This is a genomic window from Streptomyces sp. NPDC090741 (assembly GCF_044769045.1).
Lineage (GTDB): Bacteria > Actinomycetota > Actinomycetes > Streptomycetales > Streptomycetaceae > Streptomyces.
The window spans coordinates 16,624-32,686 of the sequence record NZ_JBIVXF010000016.1 but is presented as its reverse complement, the minus strand read 5'-3'; the positions used below and the strand labels follow the sequence as shown (position 1 = coordinate 32,686).

Below are 16,063 nucleotides of genomic sequence, written 5' to 3'. Positions count from 1 at the left end.
CGGGCCCGGTGGTTGGCAGTGAAGCACCCTGGCGTCTCGGCCCGGGGGCTATCCCTACCCCCCGGGCCGAGACACCAGGGCCCTGCCCCGGCCCTGCGGCGCTGAGGCCGGAACCTCAGAACCCCGAGTACCCGAGGCCGTCGTCGTCCGCGTCCGCGCTCTCGGCGCCCTCTTGTTCCAGGGCGCGCCGGACCACCCGCAGGGCCATGCCTTCCGGGTACCCCTTGCGGGCGAGCATCCCGGCGAGGCGCCGGATCCGTTTGTCCCGCTCCAGGCCCCGGGTGGCGCGGAGCTTGCGCTCCACGAGCTCCCGGGCGGTCTGCTCCTCCTGGTCGGAGTCCAGCTGTTCCAGGGCCTCCTGGACGAGGGTGGCGTGCACCCCCTTGGTGCGCAGCTCCTGCGCGAGCGCCCGGCGGGCGAGGCCCCGGCCGCGGTGCCGGGACTCGACCCAGGCCCCGGCGAACGCGGCGTCGTCGATCAGGCCGACCTCCTCGAACCGGGAGAGGACCTCCTGCGACACCTCCTCGGGGATGCCCCGCTTGTCCAGGGCGTCCGCGAGCTGCCGCCGGGTGCGCGGCATCCCGGTGAGCAGGCGCAGGCAGATCGCCCGCGCCTGCTCCTCGGGACTCTGGGGCGGCAGTTCCTGACGACTTTCCCGGCCGCCTTCGCGACGACCTTCGCGGTCACCCTCGCGACGGGCCTCCCGGCCGCCGCTCCCACCGCCCCTTTCCTGCTCCCGCACGGGTCAGCTCTTGGCGACGGCGGCCTTGGCCGTCGTCTTGGCCTTCGACGCGGGGGCGGGCACGGCCGCGGCCTCGGCGGCAGGCGCACCGGCTGCAGCCTCCGCGGCGGCGTCCTTGCGCACGCCCACGCCCAGCTTCTCCTTGATCTTCCGCTCGATCTCGTTGGCGAGGTCGGGGTTGTCCTTCAGGAAGTTGCGGGCGTTCTCCTTGCCCTGGCCGAGCTGGTCGCCCTCGTACGTGTACCAGGCGCCGGCCTTGCGCACGAAGCCGTGCTCCACGCCCATGTCGATCAGACCGCCCTCGCGGCTGATGCCGTGGCCGTAGAGGATGTCGAACTCGGCCTGCTTGAACGGCGGCGCGACCTTGTTCTTGACGACCTTGACGCGCGTACGGTTGCCGACCGCGTCGGTGCCGTCCTTGAGGGTCTCGATGCGGCGGATGTCGAGGCGCACGGAGGCGTAGAACTTCAGCGCGCGGCCACCGGTGGTGGTCTCCGGCGAGCCGAACATCACACCGATCTTCTCGCGGAGCTGGTTGATGAAGATCGCGGTGGTCTTGGACTGGTTGAGCGCACCGGTGATCTTCCGGAGCGCCTGGCTCATCAGTCGGGCCTGGAGACCCACGTGCGAGTCACCCATCTCGCCCTCGATCTCCGCGCGCGGCACGAGCGCGGCGACGGAGTCGATGACGATCAGGTCGAGGGCACCGGAGCGGACCAGCATGTCCACGATCTCCAGCGCCTGCTCGCCGGTGTCCGGCTGCGACAGGATGAGGTTGTCGGTGTCGACGCCGAGGGCCTTCGCGTACTCGGGGTCGAGCGCGTGCTCGGCGTCCACGAAGGCGACGGTGCCGCCGGCCTTCTGTGCGTTGGCAACGGCGTGCAGGGTCAGGGTCGTCTTACCGGAGGACTCGGGGCCGTACACCTCGATCACACGGCCGCGGGGCAGCCCGCCGACGCCGAGGGCGATGTCCAGCGCGGTCGACCCGGTGGGGATGACCTCGATGGGGTCGTTCGGCTTGTCGCCGAGGCGCATGACCGCACCCTTGCCGAATTGCCGTTCAATCTGTGCGAGCGCGGCGTCGAGAGCCTTCTCGCGGTCGGTGCCTGCCATGGGTTCCACCCGGTTTGCTTGAGTCGATCGCTTCACGCCATTGACGCTAACGCCTGCCACTGACAATGCGCTTCCACGCCCGGTTCGGCTGTGGATAACTCATCAGAATGGATGTTCGATTTCCCTGTCAAGCGGGCTCGCCGGACACCCCACTGACAACCCAGGGTTGACACCCGCCGGACTGTCAACCTAGGGTTGCCCCTATGACGAACCCTTCCGTGGAACCCGTTCGCATGACCAATCCGGTACGCCTCGACGACCTGATCGAGGCCATCAAGAAGGTCCACACCGACTCCCTGGAGCAGCTCAGCGGCGCCGTCGTCGCCGCCGAGCACCTCGGTGACGTCGCCGACCACCTCATCGGCCACTTCGTCGACCAGGCCCGCCGCTCCGGCGCCTCCTGGACCGACATCGGCCGCAGCATGGGCGTCACCCGCCAGGCCGCCCAGAAGCGCTTCGTCCCCAAGTCCGACAAGGGCGACGCCAACGACCTCGACCCCGGCCAGGGCTTCGCCCGGTTCACCCCGCGGGCCCGCAAGGTCGTGGTGTCCGCCCAGAGCGAGGCCCGCGCGGCCGGCGGCAAAGAGATCCGCACCGAGCACCTGGTCCTCGGCCTGCTGGCCGATCCCGAGAGCCTCGCCGCGCTCGCCCTGCGCGCTCAGAACGTCTCCGCCGACGCCGTACGCGCCGCCGCGACCGCCACCCTGCCCGAGCCCGCGGCCGACATCCCGGACCTCATCCCCTTCGACACCGGCTGCAAGAAGGCCCTGGAGCTCACCTTCCGCGAGGCGCTGCGCCTGGGCCACAACTACGTCGGCACCGAGCACATCCTGCTCGCCCTCCTCGAACTCGAGAACGGCGACGGCGTGCTCAGCGGCCTCGGCGTGGACAAGGCCGTCGTCGAGGCGACCGTCACCGAGGCCCTGGCAGCCTTCGTCGCCGCGGCCGGGGAACAGTCCGGGGAGACGCGGTAGCCGAGTCCCCGGCCGCCCGCTCGGTCAGCTCGTACCTCTTCACGTACGCACCGAGGAACGCCTGCAGCGTGGCGACGGCCGGGATCGCGATGAGCGCCCCGACCGCGCCCAGCAGGGCCGTGCCCGCGATGACGGACCCGAAGGCCACCGCCGGGTGGATGTCGACCGTCTTCGAGGTCAGCTTCGGCTGCAGCACGTAGTTCTCGAACTGCTGGTAGACCACCACGAATCCGAGCACGTACAGCGCGTACCAGGGCGAGCCCGGGAAGGCGATCAGCATCGGCAGCGCGCCCGCCAGGTAGGTGCCGATGGTGGGGATGAACTGGGAGACCAGCCCCACCCACACCGCGAGCGCGGGCGCGTACGGCACGTCGAGCACCGCGAAGACGACGTAGTGGGCGATGCCGGAGACCAGGGCCATCAGCCCGCGCGAGTAGAGGTAGCCGCCCGTCTTGGCGACGGCGATCTCCCAGGCGCGCAGCACCTCCGACTGCTTCGCAGGGGGCAGTACGGAGCACAGCGCGCGCCGCAGCCGCGGCCCGTCGGCGGCGAAGTAGAAGGAGAACAGCCCGACCGTCAGCAGCCGGAAGAGGCCGCCGAGCACGGTGGCAGACACGTCGAGCACACCGGTCGCGCTGTTCTGGACGTACTTCTGGAGCCAGTCGGAGTGCAGCAGGCTGTCCTGGATCGCGAGCCGGGACAGCTTCGTGTGGAAGGTGGTGTTGACCGTGCCGATCACCGAGTCGAGGTAGCCCGGGAAGCCCCCCACCATGTCGACGATCTGCTCGGCGAGCATCGATCCGAGCAGCACGACGAAGCCCGCGCCGGCGAAGAACACGCCCAGGAACACCAGGAAGGTGGCGAGCCCGCGGCGCATGCCGCGGGCCGCCATCCGGGACACGGCGGGTTCGACCGCGAGCGCGAGGAAGAACGCGATCAGGATGTTGACGAGCAGCCCGGTCAGCTGGTGGAAGGCCCAGCTGCCGAGCTGGAAGCAGGCGATGAGGGCGAGTACCAGGACGACGGCGCGCGGCAGCCAGCGCGGCATCCGGGCCCCGGGCCCCGCCGCCGCCGCGTCGGCGCCGCCGGGAGGCGCCGCGGACCCGGCGGGTTCGGCCGGATCGGCCGGAGCGGCCGCCTCGGCGGTGTCGGTCGTCGTCTCGGTCGTCGTCACGGTCGTCTCATCGGTGGCTGCCACGCCGACCAGTCTGTCCCACCCGTCCCGCGTACGCGGAAACGGCCGTCGGCGTCAGCGCAGCGAGGCGGGCACGTCCATCGCCGAACACACCGCGCGCCACACGTCCTTGGCCTCCCAGCCCGCGTCCAGCGCCTGGTGGACGGTGCGTCCGCCGAGCTCCGTCATGACGTGGTCCCGCGCGAAGGAGTCCGCGTAGCCCACGCCGAAGTGCTCGGCCATCCGCTCCCAGAAAATCGTCAACCGCATGCCCCCAGTATCCCGCCCCGGGAGAGTGCACCGGCGTCGTTCGCCTCCCGCCCGCGCGGCAACGCGCCCTACGGTGTCACGCATGCCTGGAGACGACGCTTCCTCGCTGACCCCACCGACCCCGCTGGCCCGCGCCGAGCAGTTCTTCTGGCTCACGGCCCGGGTCCTGGAGCAGCGGCGGTTCGCCTTCCACTTCCTCGGCGGGGACGCCGACGCGGTGGACACCGCCCTCGGCTCGTACCTCAACGCCGACGGCGGCTACGGCCACGCCCTCGATCCGGATCTGCGCGGCCCGCTCAGCCATCCGCTGCACACCGCGCACGCGCTGCGGGTCCTGGACAGCCTGGGCCGCTGCGCCGGGCAGCGGATCGAGCGGCTCTGCCGCCACCTGACCCGGGTCTCCACCGCGGACGGCGCGCTTCCGGTGGTCCTCCCGGCGCCGCGCGGCTATCCCGGGGCCCCGTACCACCCGGTGTACGACGATCCGCCGGGCGAGCTGCTGACCACGGGCCCGGTGGTCGGCGTACTGCACCGCAATCGGATCTGGCACGCGTGGCTGTTCCGGGCCACGGACTTCTGCTGGGAGCGGGTCGAGAACCTGCGCCGTACGGGCCCGTACGAGGTCCAGAGCGCGGTGGCCTTCCTCGACGGCGCCCCCGACCGGGCGCGGGCGGTGGCGGCCGCGGACCGGCTGGGGCGCCTCGTACGCGAGCAGCGGCTGGTCGTACTCGACCCGCGCCGGCGCCGGGAGTACCCGCCGTACCCCGGCTGCGCGCCGGGCGAGCAGCTGTTCCCGCACGACGTCGCCCGGCGGCCGGAGTCGCTGGCGCGCGGCTGGTTCACCGACGAGGAGCTGAGGCGCTCGCTGGACTTCCTGGCCGCCGGACAGCAGCAGGACGGGGGCTGGCCGGTGCGGCGCCTCGCGTGGGCGCCGGGCAGCTCGCTGGAGCGGCGCCCGATCGCCACCCTGGAGGCCCTGCTGACCCTGCGCGCGTACGGCCGCCCCCTGACCGGCGATCCATCGGGCCCGGTCTAACCGCCCAGGGCCCGGACTCCGGCCGTGACGACCACCGCGGCGGCGACCACGAGCAGGAACGGCGCCCGCAGCAGCAGTGCGATCCCGGCGGCGGCCAAGCCGGCGGCGCGGGCGTCGAGCACGAGCTCGTGCCCGGTGCTGAAGGTCTGCTGGGCGGTGAGCGCCGCGAGCAGCGCGACCGGCAGCAGCGCGGCGAGCCGGCGCACCGTCGGCCGCTCCAGTACCCCGGCGGGCACGAGCAGCCCGGCGAGCTTGACGGCGTAGCAGCCGACGACGGTGAGCGCGATGGCGATCCAGACGTTCACGAGCGGCGTCCCTTCAGCCAGAGGATCGCGGGGGCGGCGAGGGCGGCCACCAGCACCGGCAGCCCGGCGGGCAGTACGGGCAGCAGGCCCAGCCCGAGGACGAGGGCGAGCGCGGCGACGGCCCGCTCGGTGGCGGTCTTCAGCATCGGCGCGAGCAGGGCCAGGAAGACGGCCGGTCCGGCGGCGTCCAGCCCCCACGCGGCGGTGTCCCCGAGGGCCTCGGCGCCGAGGGCGCCGAGCAGGGTGGTGAGGTTCCACAGGACGTACAGGCTCAGCCCGGTCACGGTGAAGCCGAGCCGAGCCGACCTGCGGTCGGGCTGGGCCAGCGCCACGGCGGTGGTCTCGTCGATCACCCAGTGGGCGGCGAGCGGCCGCACGGCCCCGGGCACGGCGAGCAGCTGCGACAGCCGCAGCCCGTAGAAGGCGTTCCGCGTTCCGAGGAAGAAGGCCCCGGCGGCCGCGGTGAACGGGTTCCCGCCCGCGGCCAGCGCTCCGACCAGCGCGAACTGCGAGGCCCCGGTGAACACCAGCAGGCTCAGCACGCAGGCCTGGAGCACGCTGATCCCGGCCCCGGCGGCGGTCACCCCGAACGCGAACCCGGACAGCCCGACGGCCACCCCGACCCCGAGCGCGTCCCGTACGACGGCTGCGCGCGGCCGCTCCGCGACCTCGCCGGGGGTCCCGTTCCTCACCATCTGTCGTTCTCGCACCCCCCGACCGTACGCAGCCCGGCCCGACCGGGTCTTGTACGTTCTTGCACGCAGGGGGCGGGCTCAGCCCCCGGCCGGGGGCTGACCGCCCGACCGCCCGCGGCGGTAGGCGCCCGGAGTGACGCCCACGATGCGGGTGAAGTGGCGGTTCAGGTGGGGCTGGTCGGTGAAGCCGACGGCGACGGCCGCCTCCGCGGGCGGCGTGCCCGCGTCCAGCAGCGCCCGGACCCGCCGGACCCGGGCGTCCGTCAGCCAGGTGTGCGGCGGCATCCCGTACCGCTCCCGGAAGGCCCGCAGCAGGGCGAACGGGCTGGTCCCCAGTTCCGCGGCGAGCCGTTCCAGCGACGGCGGCTCCGCCATCCGCTCCTGGAGCACCGCCCGGGCCGCCGCGGCGCCCGCAGCGCCGGCGCTGCGGACCGTACGGGCGGGCAGCGGCCCGGCGTGCCGGGTCAGCATCCGCGCGACCGCACCGCGCAGCAGCGTGTCGGCGGCCAGAGCGTTCCCTTCCTCGGCGGCCCGGTGCACCTCGGTGATCACGTACGAGGTCTGCGGATCGGCGACCGAGTCGGCGGTGAATCCGGGGGTCCCGCGCAGGCCGGCGATCTCCGCGGCCACCTCGGCGATCAGCTCCCGGGAGGGGTAGAGCGTGGCGTACGCCCAGCCCTCCGGTACCCCGGCGCGCGCGGTGTGCGGCACCTCGGGGTTGATCAGGACCACGCTGCCCGGCCCGGCCCGCACGATGCCGCTCGGCAGGCCGACCTCCTCGATGCCGCCGGTGACGGCCGCGATGACGTACCCGTCGTGGGTGTGGCGCGGGAAGGTGTGGCGTACGTAGTGGGCGCGCAGGAGGTCCAGGCCGGGCAGTTCCGCGTACTGCCAGTGCCGGGCCCACTCCCGCTCGACCGCCCCGTCAGCCACGTCAGCCATTCCCCCATTCTGCGCCCCGTCCGATTCGGCGGCCCGCCCGGTCCCGGTGTTCGCCCAGGTCCGGGCCGTTGTCAGTACCCGGGTGCAGGATGGGGGCATGGCCGGCTCCGCGCTCGATGCGTTCTCCCCCGCGACCCGCTCCTGGTTCACGGGGGCCTTCGTCCAGCCCACCTCCGCGCAGGAGGGCGCCTGGCGGGCCATCCGGGAGGGCTCCGACGTGCTCGTCGTGGCGCCCACCGGCTCCGGCAAGACCCTGGCCGCCTTCCTCGCCGCCCTCGACCAGCTGGCCTCCAGCCCGCCGCCGGCCGAGCCGAAGAAGCGCTGCCGGGTGCTGTACGTGTCCCCGCTGAAGGCCCTCGCCGTCGACGTGGAGCGGAACCTGCGCAGTCCGCTGACCGGGATCCGCCAGGAGTCGGTCCGCCTGGGCCTGCCCGAGCCCGAGATCCGGGTCGGGATCCGCTCCGGGGACACCCCGCCGGCGGAGCGGCGGGCCCTGGCCACCCGGCCGCCGGACATCCTGATCACCACGCCCGAGTCGCTGTTCCTGATGCTGACTTCGGCGACGCGCGACGCACTGGCCGGGATCGAGACGGTGATCCTGGACGAGGTGCACGCGGTCGCGGGGACCAAGCGCGGCGCGCACCTGGCCCTGTCCCTGGAGCGGCTGGACGAGCTGCTGCCCCGCCCGGCCCGCCGGATCGGGCTGTCGGCGACGGTCCGGCCGGTGGACGAGGTGGCCCGGTACCTCGCACCGCGCGGCAAGGCCGAGATCGTCCAGCCGCCCTCGGCGAAGGAGTTCGACCTGTCGGTGGTCGTCCCGGTGCAGGACATGGGCGAGTTGGGAGGCTCGCCGGCCACCGAGGGACGGGAAGGCGGGGACAAGCCCTCGATCTGGCCGCATGTGGAGGAGCGCATCGCGGATCTGGTCCAGGCCCACCGCTCCACGATCGTGTTCGCCAACTCCCGCCGCCTCGCCGAGCGGCTGTGCAACCGGCTGAACGAGATCGCGTACGAGCGCGCCATGGGCGAGAAGCTGCCCGACGGCTCGCCCCCGGCGGAGATCATGGCCCAGTCGGGGGCCGCCCAGGGCGCCCCGCCGCTGCTGGCGCGGGCGCACCACGGCTCGGTATCCAAGGAGCAGCGGGCGCTGGTGGAGGAGGACCTGAAGGCGGGCCGGCTGCCCGCGGTGGTCGCCACCTCCAGTCTGGAACTGGGCATCGACATGGGCGCGGTGGACCTGGTGGTGCAGGTGGAGTCCCCGCCCTCGGTGGCCTCCGGGCTCCAGCGCGTGGGCCGGGCCGGGCACCAGGTGGGCGCGGTCTCCACCGGGGTGGTGTTCCCCAAGTACCGCGGGGACCTGGTCCAGGCGGCCGTGGTCACCGAGCGGATGCGCACCGGGTCGATCGAGTCGCTGCGCATCCCGTCGAACCCGCTGGACGTGCTCGCGCAGCAGCTGGTCGCGATGACCGCGATGGACACCTGGCAGCTGGACGACCTGCTGGCGCTGGTGCGGCGGGCGGCGCCGTTCGCGGCGCTGCCGGAGTCGGCGTTCACCGCGGTGCTGGACATGCTGGCGGGCCGGTATCCGTCCGACGCGTTCGCGGAGCTCAGACCACGGGTCGTCTGGGACCGGGTGGCGGGGACGATCACGGGCCGGCCCGGCGCGCAGCGGCTCGCGGTCACCTCCGGCGGCACCATCCCCGACCGCGGCCTCTTCGGGGTGTTCCTCGCGGGCGTCGACCCCAAGAAGGGCGGCGGCCGGGTCGGCGAGCTGGACGAGGAGATGGTCTACGAGTCCCGCGTGGGGGACGTGTTCACGCTGGGCACCACCTCCTGGCGGATCGAGGACATCACCCGCGACCGGGTCCTGGTCTCCCCCGCCCCCGGGGTCCCGGGCCGGCTGCCGTTCTGGAAGGGCGACCAGCTGGGCCGCCCCCTCGAACTGGGCCGCGCGGTCGGCGCGTTCCTGCGCGAGCTGGGCGGGCTGGCCGAGGAGGACGCCCGGCTGCGCCTGGTGGCGGCCGGCCTCGACGCCTGGGCCGCGGAGAACGTCCTCGCGTACCTCGCGGAGCAGCGCGAGGCGTGCGGCCACGTTCCGGACGACCGGACCATCGTGGTCGAGCGGTTCCGCGACGAGCTCGGCGACTGGCGGGTCGTCGTCCACTCCCCCTTCGGCGCCCAGGTGCACGCCCCCTGGGCACTCGCCCTCGGCGCCCGCCTCGCCGAGAAGTACGGCATGGACGCGCAGGTCATGCACGCGGACGACGGGATCGTGCTCCGGCTGCCCGACGCGGACCTGCTCTCCATGGACCTCCTCGACCACGATCCCGCGGCCACCCACGCCTTCGAGTTCGACGACGAACAGGCCCCGCTGGGCGCCGCGGACGTCGCCTTCGACCACGGCGAGATCAACCAGATCGTCACCGACCAGGTCGGCGGCTCCGCCCTGTTCGCCTCCCGGTTCCGCGAGTGCGCGGCGCGCGCCCTGCTGCTGCCGCGCCGCAGTCCGGGCAAGCGGACCCCGCTGTGGCAGCAGCGCCAGCGGGCCTCCCAGCTGCTCCAGGTGGCCTCGGAGTTCGGTTCGTTCCCGATCGTGCTGGAGGCCGTACGGGAGTGCCTCCAGGACGTCTTCGACGTGCCGGGCCTGACGGAGCTGATGGGGGACATCGAGGCGCGCCGGGTCCGCCTGGTCGAGGTCACCACCGCCGAGCCGTCCCCCTTCGCCCGGTCGCTGCTCTTCGGGTACGTCGCCCAGTTCCTGTACGAGGGGGACTCGCCGCTCGCCGAGCGGAGGGCGGCCGCGCTCTCGCTGGACTCCCGCCTGCTGGCGGAGCTGCTGGGCCAGGCCGAGCTGCGCGAACTGCTCGACGCGGAGGTACTGGAGGAGCTGGAGCGGGAGCTCCAGTGGCTGACGGAGGACCGGCGGGCCAAGGACGCCGAGTCCGTCGCCGACCTGCTGCGGCTGCTCGGCCCGCTGACCACGGCCGAACTGGCCGAGCGCGGCGCCGACCCGGCCTGGCCGAAGGCCCTGGCCCGGGCCCGCCGGGCGATCGCGGTCCGGATCGGCGGCGCGGACCACTGGGCGGCGATCGAGGACGCGGGCCGGCTGCGCGACGCGCTGGGCACGGCGCTCCCGGTCGGGGTCCCGGAGGCGTTCACCGAGCCGGTCAAGGACCCGCTCGGCGACCTCCTGGCCCGGTACGCCCGCACCCACGGGCCGTTCACCACGGTCACCGTCGCCGCCCGCTTCGGCCTGGGCGCGGCCGTGACCGAGGGCGCCCTGCACCGGCTCGCGGCGGCCGGCCGGGTGGTGCAGGGCGAGTTCCACCCGGCCGGCATCGGCCAGGAGTGGTGCGACGCAACCGTGCTGCGCAGGCTGCGGCGCCGCTCGCTGGCGGCGCTGCGCCAGGAGCTGGAGCCGGTCCCGCCGACCTCCCTGGCCACCTTCCTGCCGCAGTGGCAGCACCTGGGCGGGGCCCTGCGCGGCATCGACGGCCTGGCCCGGGCGATCGAGCAGCTCCAGGGCGCCCCGGTGCCCGCCTCGGCGCTGGAGCGGCTGATCCTCCCCTCCCGGGTCTCGGGGTACTCCCCGACCCTGTTGGACGAGCTCACCAGCACCGGGGAGGTGGTCTGGGCGGGTGCGGGGGCCCTGCCGGGCAAGGACGGCTGGGTCTCGCTCTACCTGGCGGACGCGGCCCCGCTGCTGCTGCCTGCGCCGCACCCGCTGGAGCTGACGCCCCTTCACCAGTCGATCCTCGACGCCCTGTCCGGCGGGTACGGGCTGTTCTTCCGCCAGCTCGCGGAATCCGTGCGCGCGAAGTGGTCCGAGGCCACCGACCTCGAACTGTCCGAGGCCGTCTGGGACCTGACCTGGTCGGGCCGGCTCACCAACGACACGCTCTCCCCGCTGCGCTCCCTGCTCGGCTCGGGCCGTACGGCGGGCGCCACCGCCCACCGGGCCCGGCGCACCGTCCCGCGCGGCCGGTACGGGACGCTCAGCGCGCAGGTGTCCCGCCCGGGCCCGCCCACGGTCTCCGGCCGCTGGTCGCTGCTGCCCACCCGGGCCCCCGACCCCACCCACCGGGCGCACGCGCTGGCCCGGACCCTGCTGGACCGGCACGGGGTGGTCACGCGGGGCGCGGTGGCCGCCGAGGGCGTGGAGGGCGGATTCAGCGCGGTGTACCGGGTCCTGTCGGCCTTCGAGGACAGCGGGCAGGCCCGCCGCGGCTATGTGGTGGAGGGCCTGGGCGCGGCCCAGTTCGCGATGGACGGAGCGGTGGACCGGCTGCGTTCGGCCGAGCGCAACCCGCCCCCGCTGGCGGCGGTGGTCCTGGCGGCCGCCGACCCGGCGAACGCGTACGGGGCGGCCCTGCCCTGGCCGGAGCCCCCGGCCGGGGCCACGCACAAGCCGGGCCGCAAGGCGGGCTCGCTGGTGGTCCTGGTCGACGGCGAGCTCGTCCTGTACCTGGAGCGGGGCGGCAAGACGCTGCTGGCCTGGCCCCCCGCGGAAGACCCCCGGCTCGCGGCGGCGACCGCGGCCCTGGCGGCGGCCTCCCGGATCGGCACGCTCCCGGCGCTCACGGTGGAACGCATCAACGCCGCCCCGGCGTTGACCTCCCCGCTGGGCCCGGCCCTGGAGGCCGCCGGCTTCCATGCCACCCCGCGGGGCCTGCGCCTGCGCTCGTGAATCCGGCAGCCGAAGCCGGCGACTGGACCCGGTAGCCGAATCCGGCATTCCGGTCTCGACCATCGCGCTTATGTTCCACTTATGTCTTGAGCACGTCACGAACCCCCTCTCAACTGGCACCCCCGGCCCTTTCTGGACTATCAAGATCACCGCAGGCATCAAGCGTGACGACGCCACGTCAAAGAACACATTCATGGGGGACCAGAAAAATGAGCACCAACACCATGCGGCGAGCGACAACGGGCGTCATCGGTCTGGCGGTTGCCGGAACCCTGACCCTCACCGGCTGCAAGAGCGGCAACGAAGAGGTCGCACCCGCGCAGCCGAGCACGCCGGCCGCCCAGCCGAGCTCGGGCGGATACGACTCCGCGCAGCCCAGCACCCCGGCCAGCCCCTCCACCGGCGGCGGCGACGCTCCCGCGGGCGCGGCGGGCGCGGCGAAGCCCGGCCAGACGTTCAAGATCGGCGAAACGGCGACGGTGCCGTTCAGCTACGGCAACACCAAGGGCGGCACCATCGCCCTCACCGTCACCGCCGTCGAGCAGGGTCAGCCGGCCGACCTGGACGCCCTCAAGCTGGGCGACAAGGTCAAGGGGATGATCCCCTACTACATCCGCTACTCGGTCAAGAACGTCGGCACCGTCGACCTCTCGTTCGCCTCCGTGGGCCACATGAAGGGCACGCTCCCGGACGGCACAGAAGCCCAGGGCGTCTCCGTCATCGGCAAGTTCGAGAAGTGCAAGGACGAGTCGCTGCCGAAGGGCTTCACCAACGGCCAGACGCAGACCAGCTGCGCGATCGCCCTGGCACCCTCGGCCCAGACCAAGGTCGCCGGCGCCGAGTACTGGGGCGACCCGTACAACTCGCTGAGCAACGGCAAGGGCCTCTTCTGGAAGTAGGAGCCGGCCCACCGGGCCCGCACCGCTCCTGAACGCACAAGCCCCTGCGGCCCACCCGGCGCAGGGGCTTCTGCGTTCCGCCGCGCCCGCGGGCGACAATGGCGCCATGCCCGAAGGAGACAGCGTCTGGCGCGCCGCGGCCCGGCTGCACGCCGCCCTGGCCGGCCACGAGCTGACCCGCAGCGACCTGCGCGTCCCCCGCTTCGCCACCGCCGACCTCACCGGCCGCACCACTCTGGACGTCACCCCGCGCGGCAAACACCTCCTCGCCCGCTTCGAGGGCGGCCTCACCCTCCACACCCACCTCGGCATGGAGGGAACCTGGCGGGTCTTCGCCGCGCAGGAGAACTGGCACGGCGGCCCCGCGTACGAGATCCGCGCCGTCCTCGGCACCGCCGCGCACACGGCCGTCGGCTACCGACTCCCCGTCGTCGAGCTGCTCCGCACCTCCGAGGAGGACCGGGCCGTCGGCCACCTGGGCCCCGACCTCCTCGGCCCCGACTGGGACGCGGAGAAGGCCGCCGCCAACCTCCTCGCCACCCCCGGGCGCCCGCTCGGCGAGGCCCTGCTCGACCAGCGCAACCTGGCCGGCATCGGCAACATCTACAAGTCCGAGCTCTGCTTCCTCGCCCAGGCCACCCCCTGGACCCCGGTCGGCGGCCTCCCCGACCCCGGGACCACCGCCGTCCGCCTCGCAGGCGCCGCCCACCGCCTGCTGCGCGCCAACACCGGCGACCGCGCGATCCGCAACACCACCGGCAGCCGCCGCCGCGGACAGGAGCTCTTCGTGTACGGCCGCGCCCGCCGCCCCTGCCTGCGCTGCGGCACCCCCGTACGCGAGGCCCCGCAGGACGACCGCCCGACGTACTGGTGCCCCCGCTGCCAATCCGGCCCGAGCCCGTCCACCTAGTTGACGCTCCGTCAGATCCGGTCGTACCGTCCCGGCATGCCCACACCCAGAGCCCCGTACGACCTCACCGGCCGGACCGCCCTGATCACCGGCGCCGCGAGCGGCATAGGCCGCGCCACCGCCGTCCTCCTCGCCGAGGCGGGCGCCGCCGTGCACTGCGCGGACCGCGACGAGCAGGGCCTCGCCGAGACGGCCGGCCTCGTCGCCAAGGCCGGCGGGTCCGCCACCGTCCACGCCCTCGACGTCACCGACCGGGCCGCCCTGCGCGCCGCCGTCGCAGCCGCCGGACCGCTCGACATCACCGCCGCCATCGCCGGGATCATGCACACCAGCAGCGTCCTGGAGACCTCCGACGAGGACCTCGACCGGGTCCTGGACATCAACTTCAAAGGGGTGCTGCGCACCTGCCAGGAGGCCGCCCGCGCCATGATCGCGGCCGGGCGTCCCGGCTCGATCGTCACGATGGCCTCCGGCGCCGTGGACGCCGCCCAGCCCGGCCTGCTCTGCTACAGCGCCGCCAAGGCCGCCGTCGTCCAGCTCACCAAGACGCTCGCCACCGAAGCCGGCCCCCACGGCATCCGCGTCAACGCCGTCGCCCCGGGCTGGATCCGCACGCCCATGACCGGCCGGCACAGCCCCGAGGTCCAGGAGCAGACCGAGGCCGCGATGGTACGGATGTCCCCCCTGCGCCGCGTCGGCGAGCCCGAGGACATCGCCCAGGCCGTGCTCTACCTCGCCTCGGAAGCCTCGTCCTTCATGACGGGCCAGATCCTCCGCCCGAACGGCGGAGTGTCGATGCCCTGGTAGCCGCCCGGTCGGCCGGGACCCCGTCAACCGGCTGGGCCACCGGCCCGTCGGCTCGCGCCGCCTCGGCCTCCGCCGCCTCGGCCTCCGCCCGCCGGGCCCTGCGTACGGGCCCCGGCGTGCAGTGCACGGGCAGCAGCCCCAGCCCCCAGCCACCCACGGCCACCGCGCCCTCCACCGGACCCGACTCGCCCGGCGCCAGCGCCAGCCGCAGCACCGCCCACCACCACAGCGCGCCCATCACCACCGCGAGGGCCACCACCGGGGGTATGCCCAGTACCGGAGGTATCCGTAGTAACCGCCGCACGGCTGCCTCCCGGGATCAGGGCCGCGATCCGGACTCGTCCGGACTCCCATCCTCCCGTACACCCCCGGGCAGCGCACCCAGAACGGCCCGGAGCCCCGGCCGGTGCGTCAGGCACCGGCCGGGGCTCCGGCCACGCTCATTTCTTCACAGCTCGCGCATCGAACTCACGCGGCTACGACATTCACCGCTTCCGCAGGCGCCTTGATGGTCACCCGCTCCGGCCCGCCCGTGACCGAAGCCACGGAGACCGAATTGAGCATCGGGCGGACCGGTACCGTGACCGGTTCGCTAGCCGACCGCGCCAGCTCAGCCAGCGACAGCTCGTCGCTGACCTCGCGCATCAGCTCGGACATCCGTACGTCCAACGCGTCGCAGATCGCGGAGAGCAGCTCGGATGATGCCTCCTTCTGCCCCCGCTCCACCTCGGAAAGATAGCCGAGAGAAACTCGGGCGGACGAGGAGACTTCGCGCAGAGTACGGCCCTGGCGCTGGCGCTGCCGACGCAGCACGTCACCCAGCAGGCGACGGAGCAGAATCATCGGTGGCTCCCTCCTCTGACCGTGTAGCCGCATCCTTCACGCCCCACCGTACCGCCTCGCGCCGCGGCCGTGCGGGGAGCTATGTCGTGTTCACTCAGGGCTGCAAACATCAAATCCCCCCGTTCTGTTCCGTATCCTGCCCCCGCGCATTCTCGCGGAGTTCGCTGGAGAGCAGTTCGAGCACTGTCCGTGCACTCTCCCTACGGATTTCCGCACGGGAGCCGTTCAACCTCAGCGGGACGGTTTTCCTGCCCGCCGGACCCGCCACGGCGATGAAAACGGTGCCGACCGGCTGCCCGTCCTGCGGGTCAGGACCGGCCACTCCGGTGGTCGCGATCCCCCACGATGCCCCCAACACGCGCCGTACGCCGGCCGCCATCTCGGCCGCGACCTGCGCGTTCACCGCACCTTCCGCTGACAGCAGCCCGGCGTCCACCCCCAGGATCCGGTGCTTCAGCTCGGTGGCGTACGCCGTGACCGAACCGCGGAACGACCGGGAGGCCCCGGCGATGCCCGTGAGTTCCGCGGCCACCATCCCGCCGGTCAGCGACTCGGCGACAGCGAGCGTCTGGTCACTCTCCGCAAGGAGGCGCAGTACCTCCGCGGCGACTGCGGCGGTGGACCCGGTCTCTCCCGCCGGTTCCGCGGCGCCCGAAGACGCCCCAC

The 16,063-nt window shown here is 73.6% G+C and carries 16 protein-coding genes; 6 read left to right on the top strand and 10 right to left on the bottom strand.

The annotated features are described in order from the left end of the window. Nucleotides 1-115: 115 nt before the first annotated feature. Both recX and recA read right to left on the bottom strand, forming a co-directional pair. Nucleotides 116-742 (bottom strand): recombination regulator RecX, encoded by a 627-nt coding sequence (gene recX / locus ACIQU4_RS33195; protein ID WP_403738687.1) that lies wholly within the window; start codon nucleotides 740-742, stop codon nucleotides 116-118. A 3-nt stretch (nucleotides 743-745) separates the two neighbouring features. Next, a complete protein-coding gene (gene recA / locus ACIQU4_RS33190) occupies nucleotides 746-1,855 on the bottom strand; it encodes a recombinase RecA (RefSeq protein ID WP_403738685.1) in 1,110 nt (369 codons plus the stop codon). 203 nt (nucleotides 1,856-2,058) lie between these two features. On the opposite strand from recA, the gene ACIQU4_RS33185 reads away from it, so the two are divergent. Beyond that, nucleotides 2,059-2,829, top strand: a complete 771-nt coding sequence (locus tag ACIQU4_RS33185) for a Clp protease N-terminal domain-containing protein (RefSeq protein WP_403738683.1) — start codon at nucleotides 2,059-2,061, stop codon at nucleotides 2,827-2,829. Here the strand turns inward: ACIQU4_RS33185 and ACIQU4_RS33180 are convergent. Continuing rightward, the gene (locus ACIQU4_RS33180; RefSeq protein ID WP_403739013.1) at nucleotides 2,768-3,877 is read right to left on the bottom strand and encodes an AI-2E family transporter; all 1,110 of its coding nucleotides are present in this window, start codon (nucleotides 3,875-3,877) and stop codon (nucleotides 2,768-2,770) included. The genes ACIQU4_RS33185 and ACIQU4_RS33180 overlap by 62 nt on opposite strands. Nucleotides 3,878-4,078: 201 nt before the next feature. After that, the gene (locus ACIQU4_RS33175; protein WP_403738681.1) at nucleotides 4,079-4,273 is read right to left on the bottom strand and encodes a DUF3046 domain-containing protein; all 195 of its coding nucleotides are present in this window, start codon (nucleotides 4,271-4,273) and stop codon (nucleotides 4,079-4,081) included. Between the two features lie 82 nt (nucleotides 4,274-4,355). On the opposite strand from ACIQU4_RS33175, the gene ACIQU4_RS33170 reads away from it, so the two are divergent. After that, nucleotides 4,356-5,309: a hypothetical protein gene (locus ACIQU4_RS33170; RefSeq protein ID WP_403738679.1), complete on the top strand. Its 954-nt coding sequence runs from the start codon at nucleotides 4,356-4,358 to the stop codon at nucleotides 5,307-5,309. Here ACIQU4_RS33170 and ACIQU4_RS33165 read toward each other — a convergent pair. From ACIQU4_RS33165 to ACIQU4_RS33155, 3 genes are all read right to left on the bottom strand, one after another. Next, nucleotides 5,306-5,614, bottom strand: coding sequence for an AzlD domain-containing protein (locus tag ACIQU4_RS33165; RefSeq protein WP_030154242.1), 309 nt, complete (start codon nucleotides 5,612-5,614; stop codon nucleotides 5,306-5,308). The two genes, ACIQU4_RS33170 and ACIQU4_RS33165, sit on opposite strands and share 4 nt — an antisense overlap. Then, on the bottom strand, nucleotides 5,611-6,309 hold the full coding sequence (locus ACIQU4_RS33160) for an AzlC family ABC transporter permease (protein WP_403739010.1): 699 nt from the start codon (nucleotides 6,307-6,309) through the stop codon (nucleotides 5,611-5,613). Before ACIQU4_RS33160 ends, ACIQU4_RS33165 begins: the two co-directional genes overlap by 4 nt. A 78-nt stretch (nucleotides 6,310-6,387) precedes the next feature. Continuing rightward, on the bottom strand, nucleotides 6,388-7,251 hold the full coding sequence (locus ACIQU4_RS33155; RefSeq protein ID WP_403738676.1) for an AraC family transcriptional regulator: 864 nt from the start codon (nucleotides 7,249-7,251) through the stop codon (nucleotides 6,388-6,390). 97 nt (nucleotides 7,252-7,348) lie between these two features. Between ACIQU4_RS33155 and ACIQU4_RS33150 the strand changes: the two genes are divergently transcribed. The 4 genes from ACIQU4_RS33150 to ACIQU4_RS33135 all read left to right on the top strand — a co-directional run bounded on the left by ACIQU4_RS33150 (nucleotide 7,349) and on the right by ACIQU4_RS33135 (nucleotide 14,554). Beyond that, nucleotides 7,349-11,938 carry an ATP-dependent helicase gene (locus tag ACIQU4_RS33150; RefSeq protein WP_403738674.1) on the top strand — a complete coding sequence of 1,530 codons (4,590 nt, stop codon included), beginning with the start codon at nucleotides 7,349-7,351 and terminating at the stop codon, nucleotides 11,936-11,938. Nucleotides 11,939-12,147: 209 nt separating this feature from the next. Further along, entirely contained in the window at nucleotides 12,148-12,837 is a 690-nt protein-coding gene (locus ACIQU4_RS33145) for a hypothetical protein (RefSeq protein ID WP_403738671.1), read from the top strand. A gap of 106 nt (nucleotides 12,838-12,943) precedes the next feature. Beyond that, on the top strand, nucleotides 12,944-13,747 hold the full coding sequence (locus tag ACIQU4_RS33140) for an Fpg/Nei family DNA glycosylase (protein ID WP_403738668.1): 804 nt from the start codon (nucleotides 12,944-12,946) through the stop codon (nucleotides 13,745-13,747). 36 nt (nucleotides 13,748-13,783) lie between these two features. Further along, on the top strand, nucleotides 13,784-14,554 hold the full coding sequence (locus tag ACIQU4_RS33135) for an SDR family NAD(P)-dependent oxidoreductase (protein ID WP_403738665.1): 771 nt from the start codon (nucleotides 13,784-13,786) through the stop codon (nucleotides 14,552-14,554). On the opposite strand, the gene ACIQU4_RS33130 is transcribed toward ACIQU4_RS33135, so the two are convergent. The 3 genes from ACIQU4_RS33130 to ACIQU4_RS33120 form a co-directional block, all read right to left on the bottom strand. After that, on the bottom strand, nucleotides 14,502-14,810 hold the full coding sequence (locus ACIQU4_RS33130; RefSeq protein WP_403738662.1) for a hypothetical protein: 309 nt from the start codon (nucleotides 14,808-14,810) through the stop codon (nucleotides 14,502-14,504). The two genes, ACIQU4_RS33135 and ACIQU4_RS33130, sit on opposite strands and share 53 nt — an antisense overlap. A gap of 212 nt (nucleotides 14,811-15,022) precedes the next feature. Continuing rightward, nucleotides 15,023-15,397: a helix-turn-helix domain-containing protein gene (locus ACIQU4_RS33125; protein WP_403738659.1), complete on the bottom strand. Its 375-nt coding sequence runs from the start codon at nucleotides 15,395-15,397 to the stop codon at nucleotides 15,023-15,025. A gap of 109 nt (nucleotides 15,398-15,506) precedes the next feature. After that, a complete protein-coding gene (locus ACIQU4_RS33120) occupies nucleotides 15,507-15,992 on the bottom strand; it encodes a CinA family protein (protein WP_403739007.1) in 486 nt (161 codons plus the stop codon). Nucleotides 15,993-16,063 lie beyond the last annotated feature (71 nt).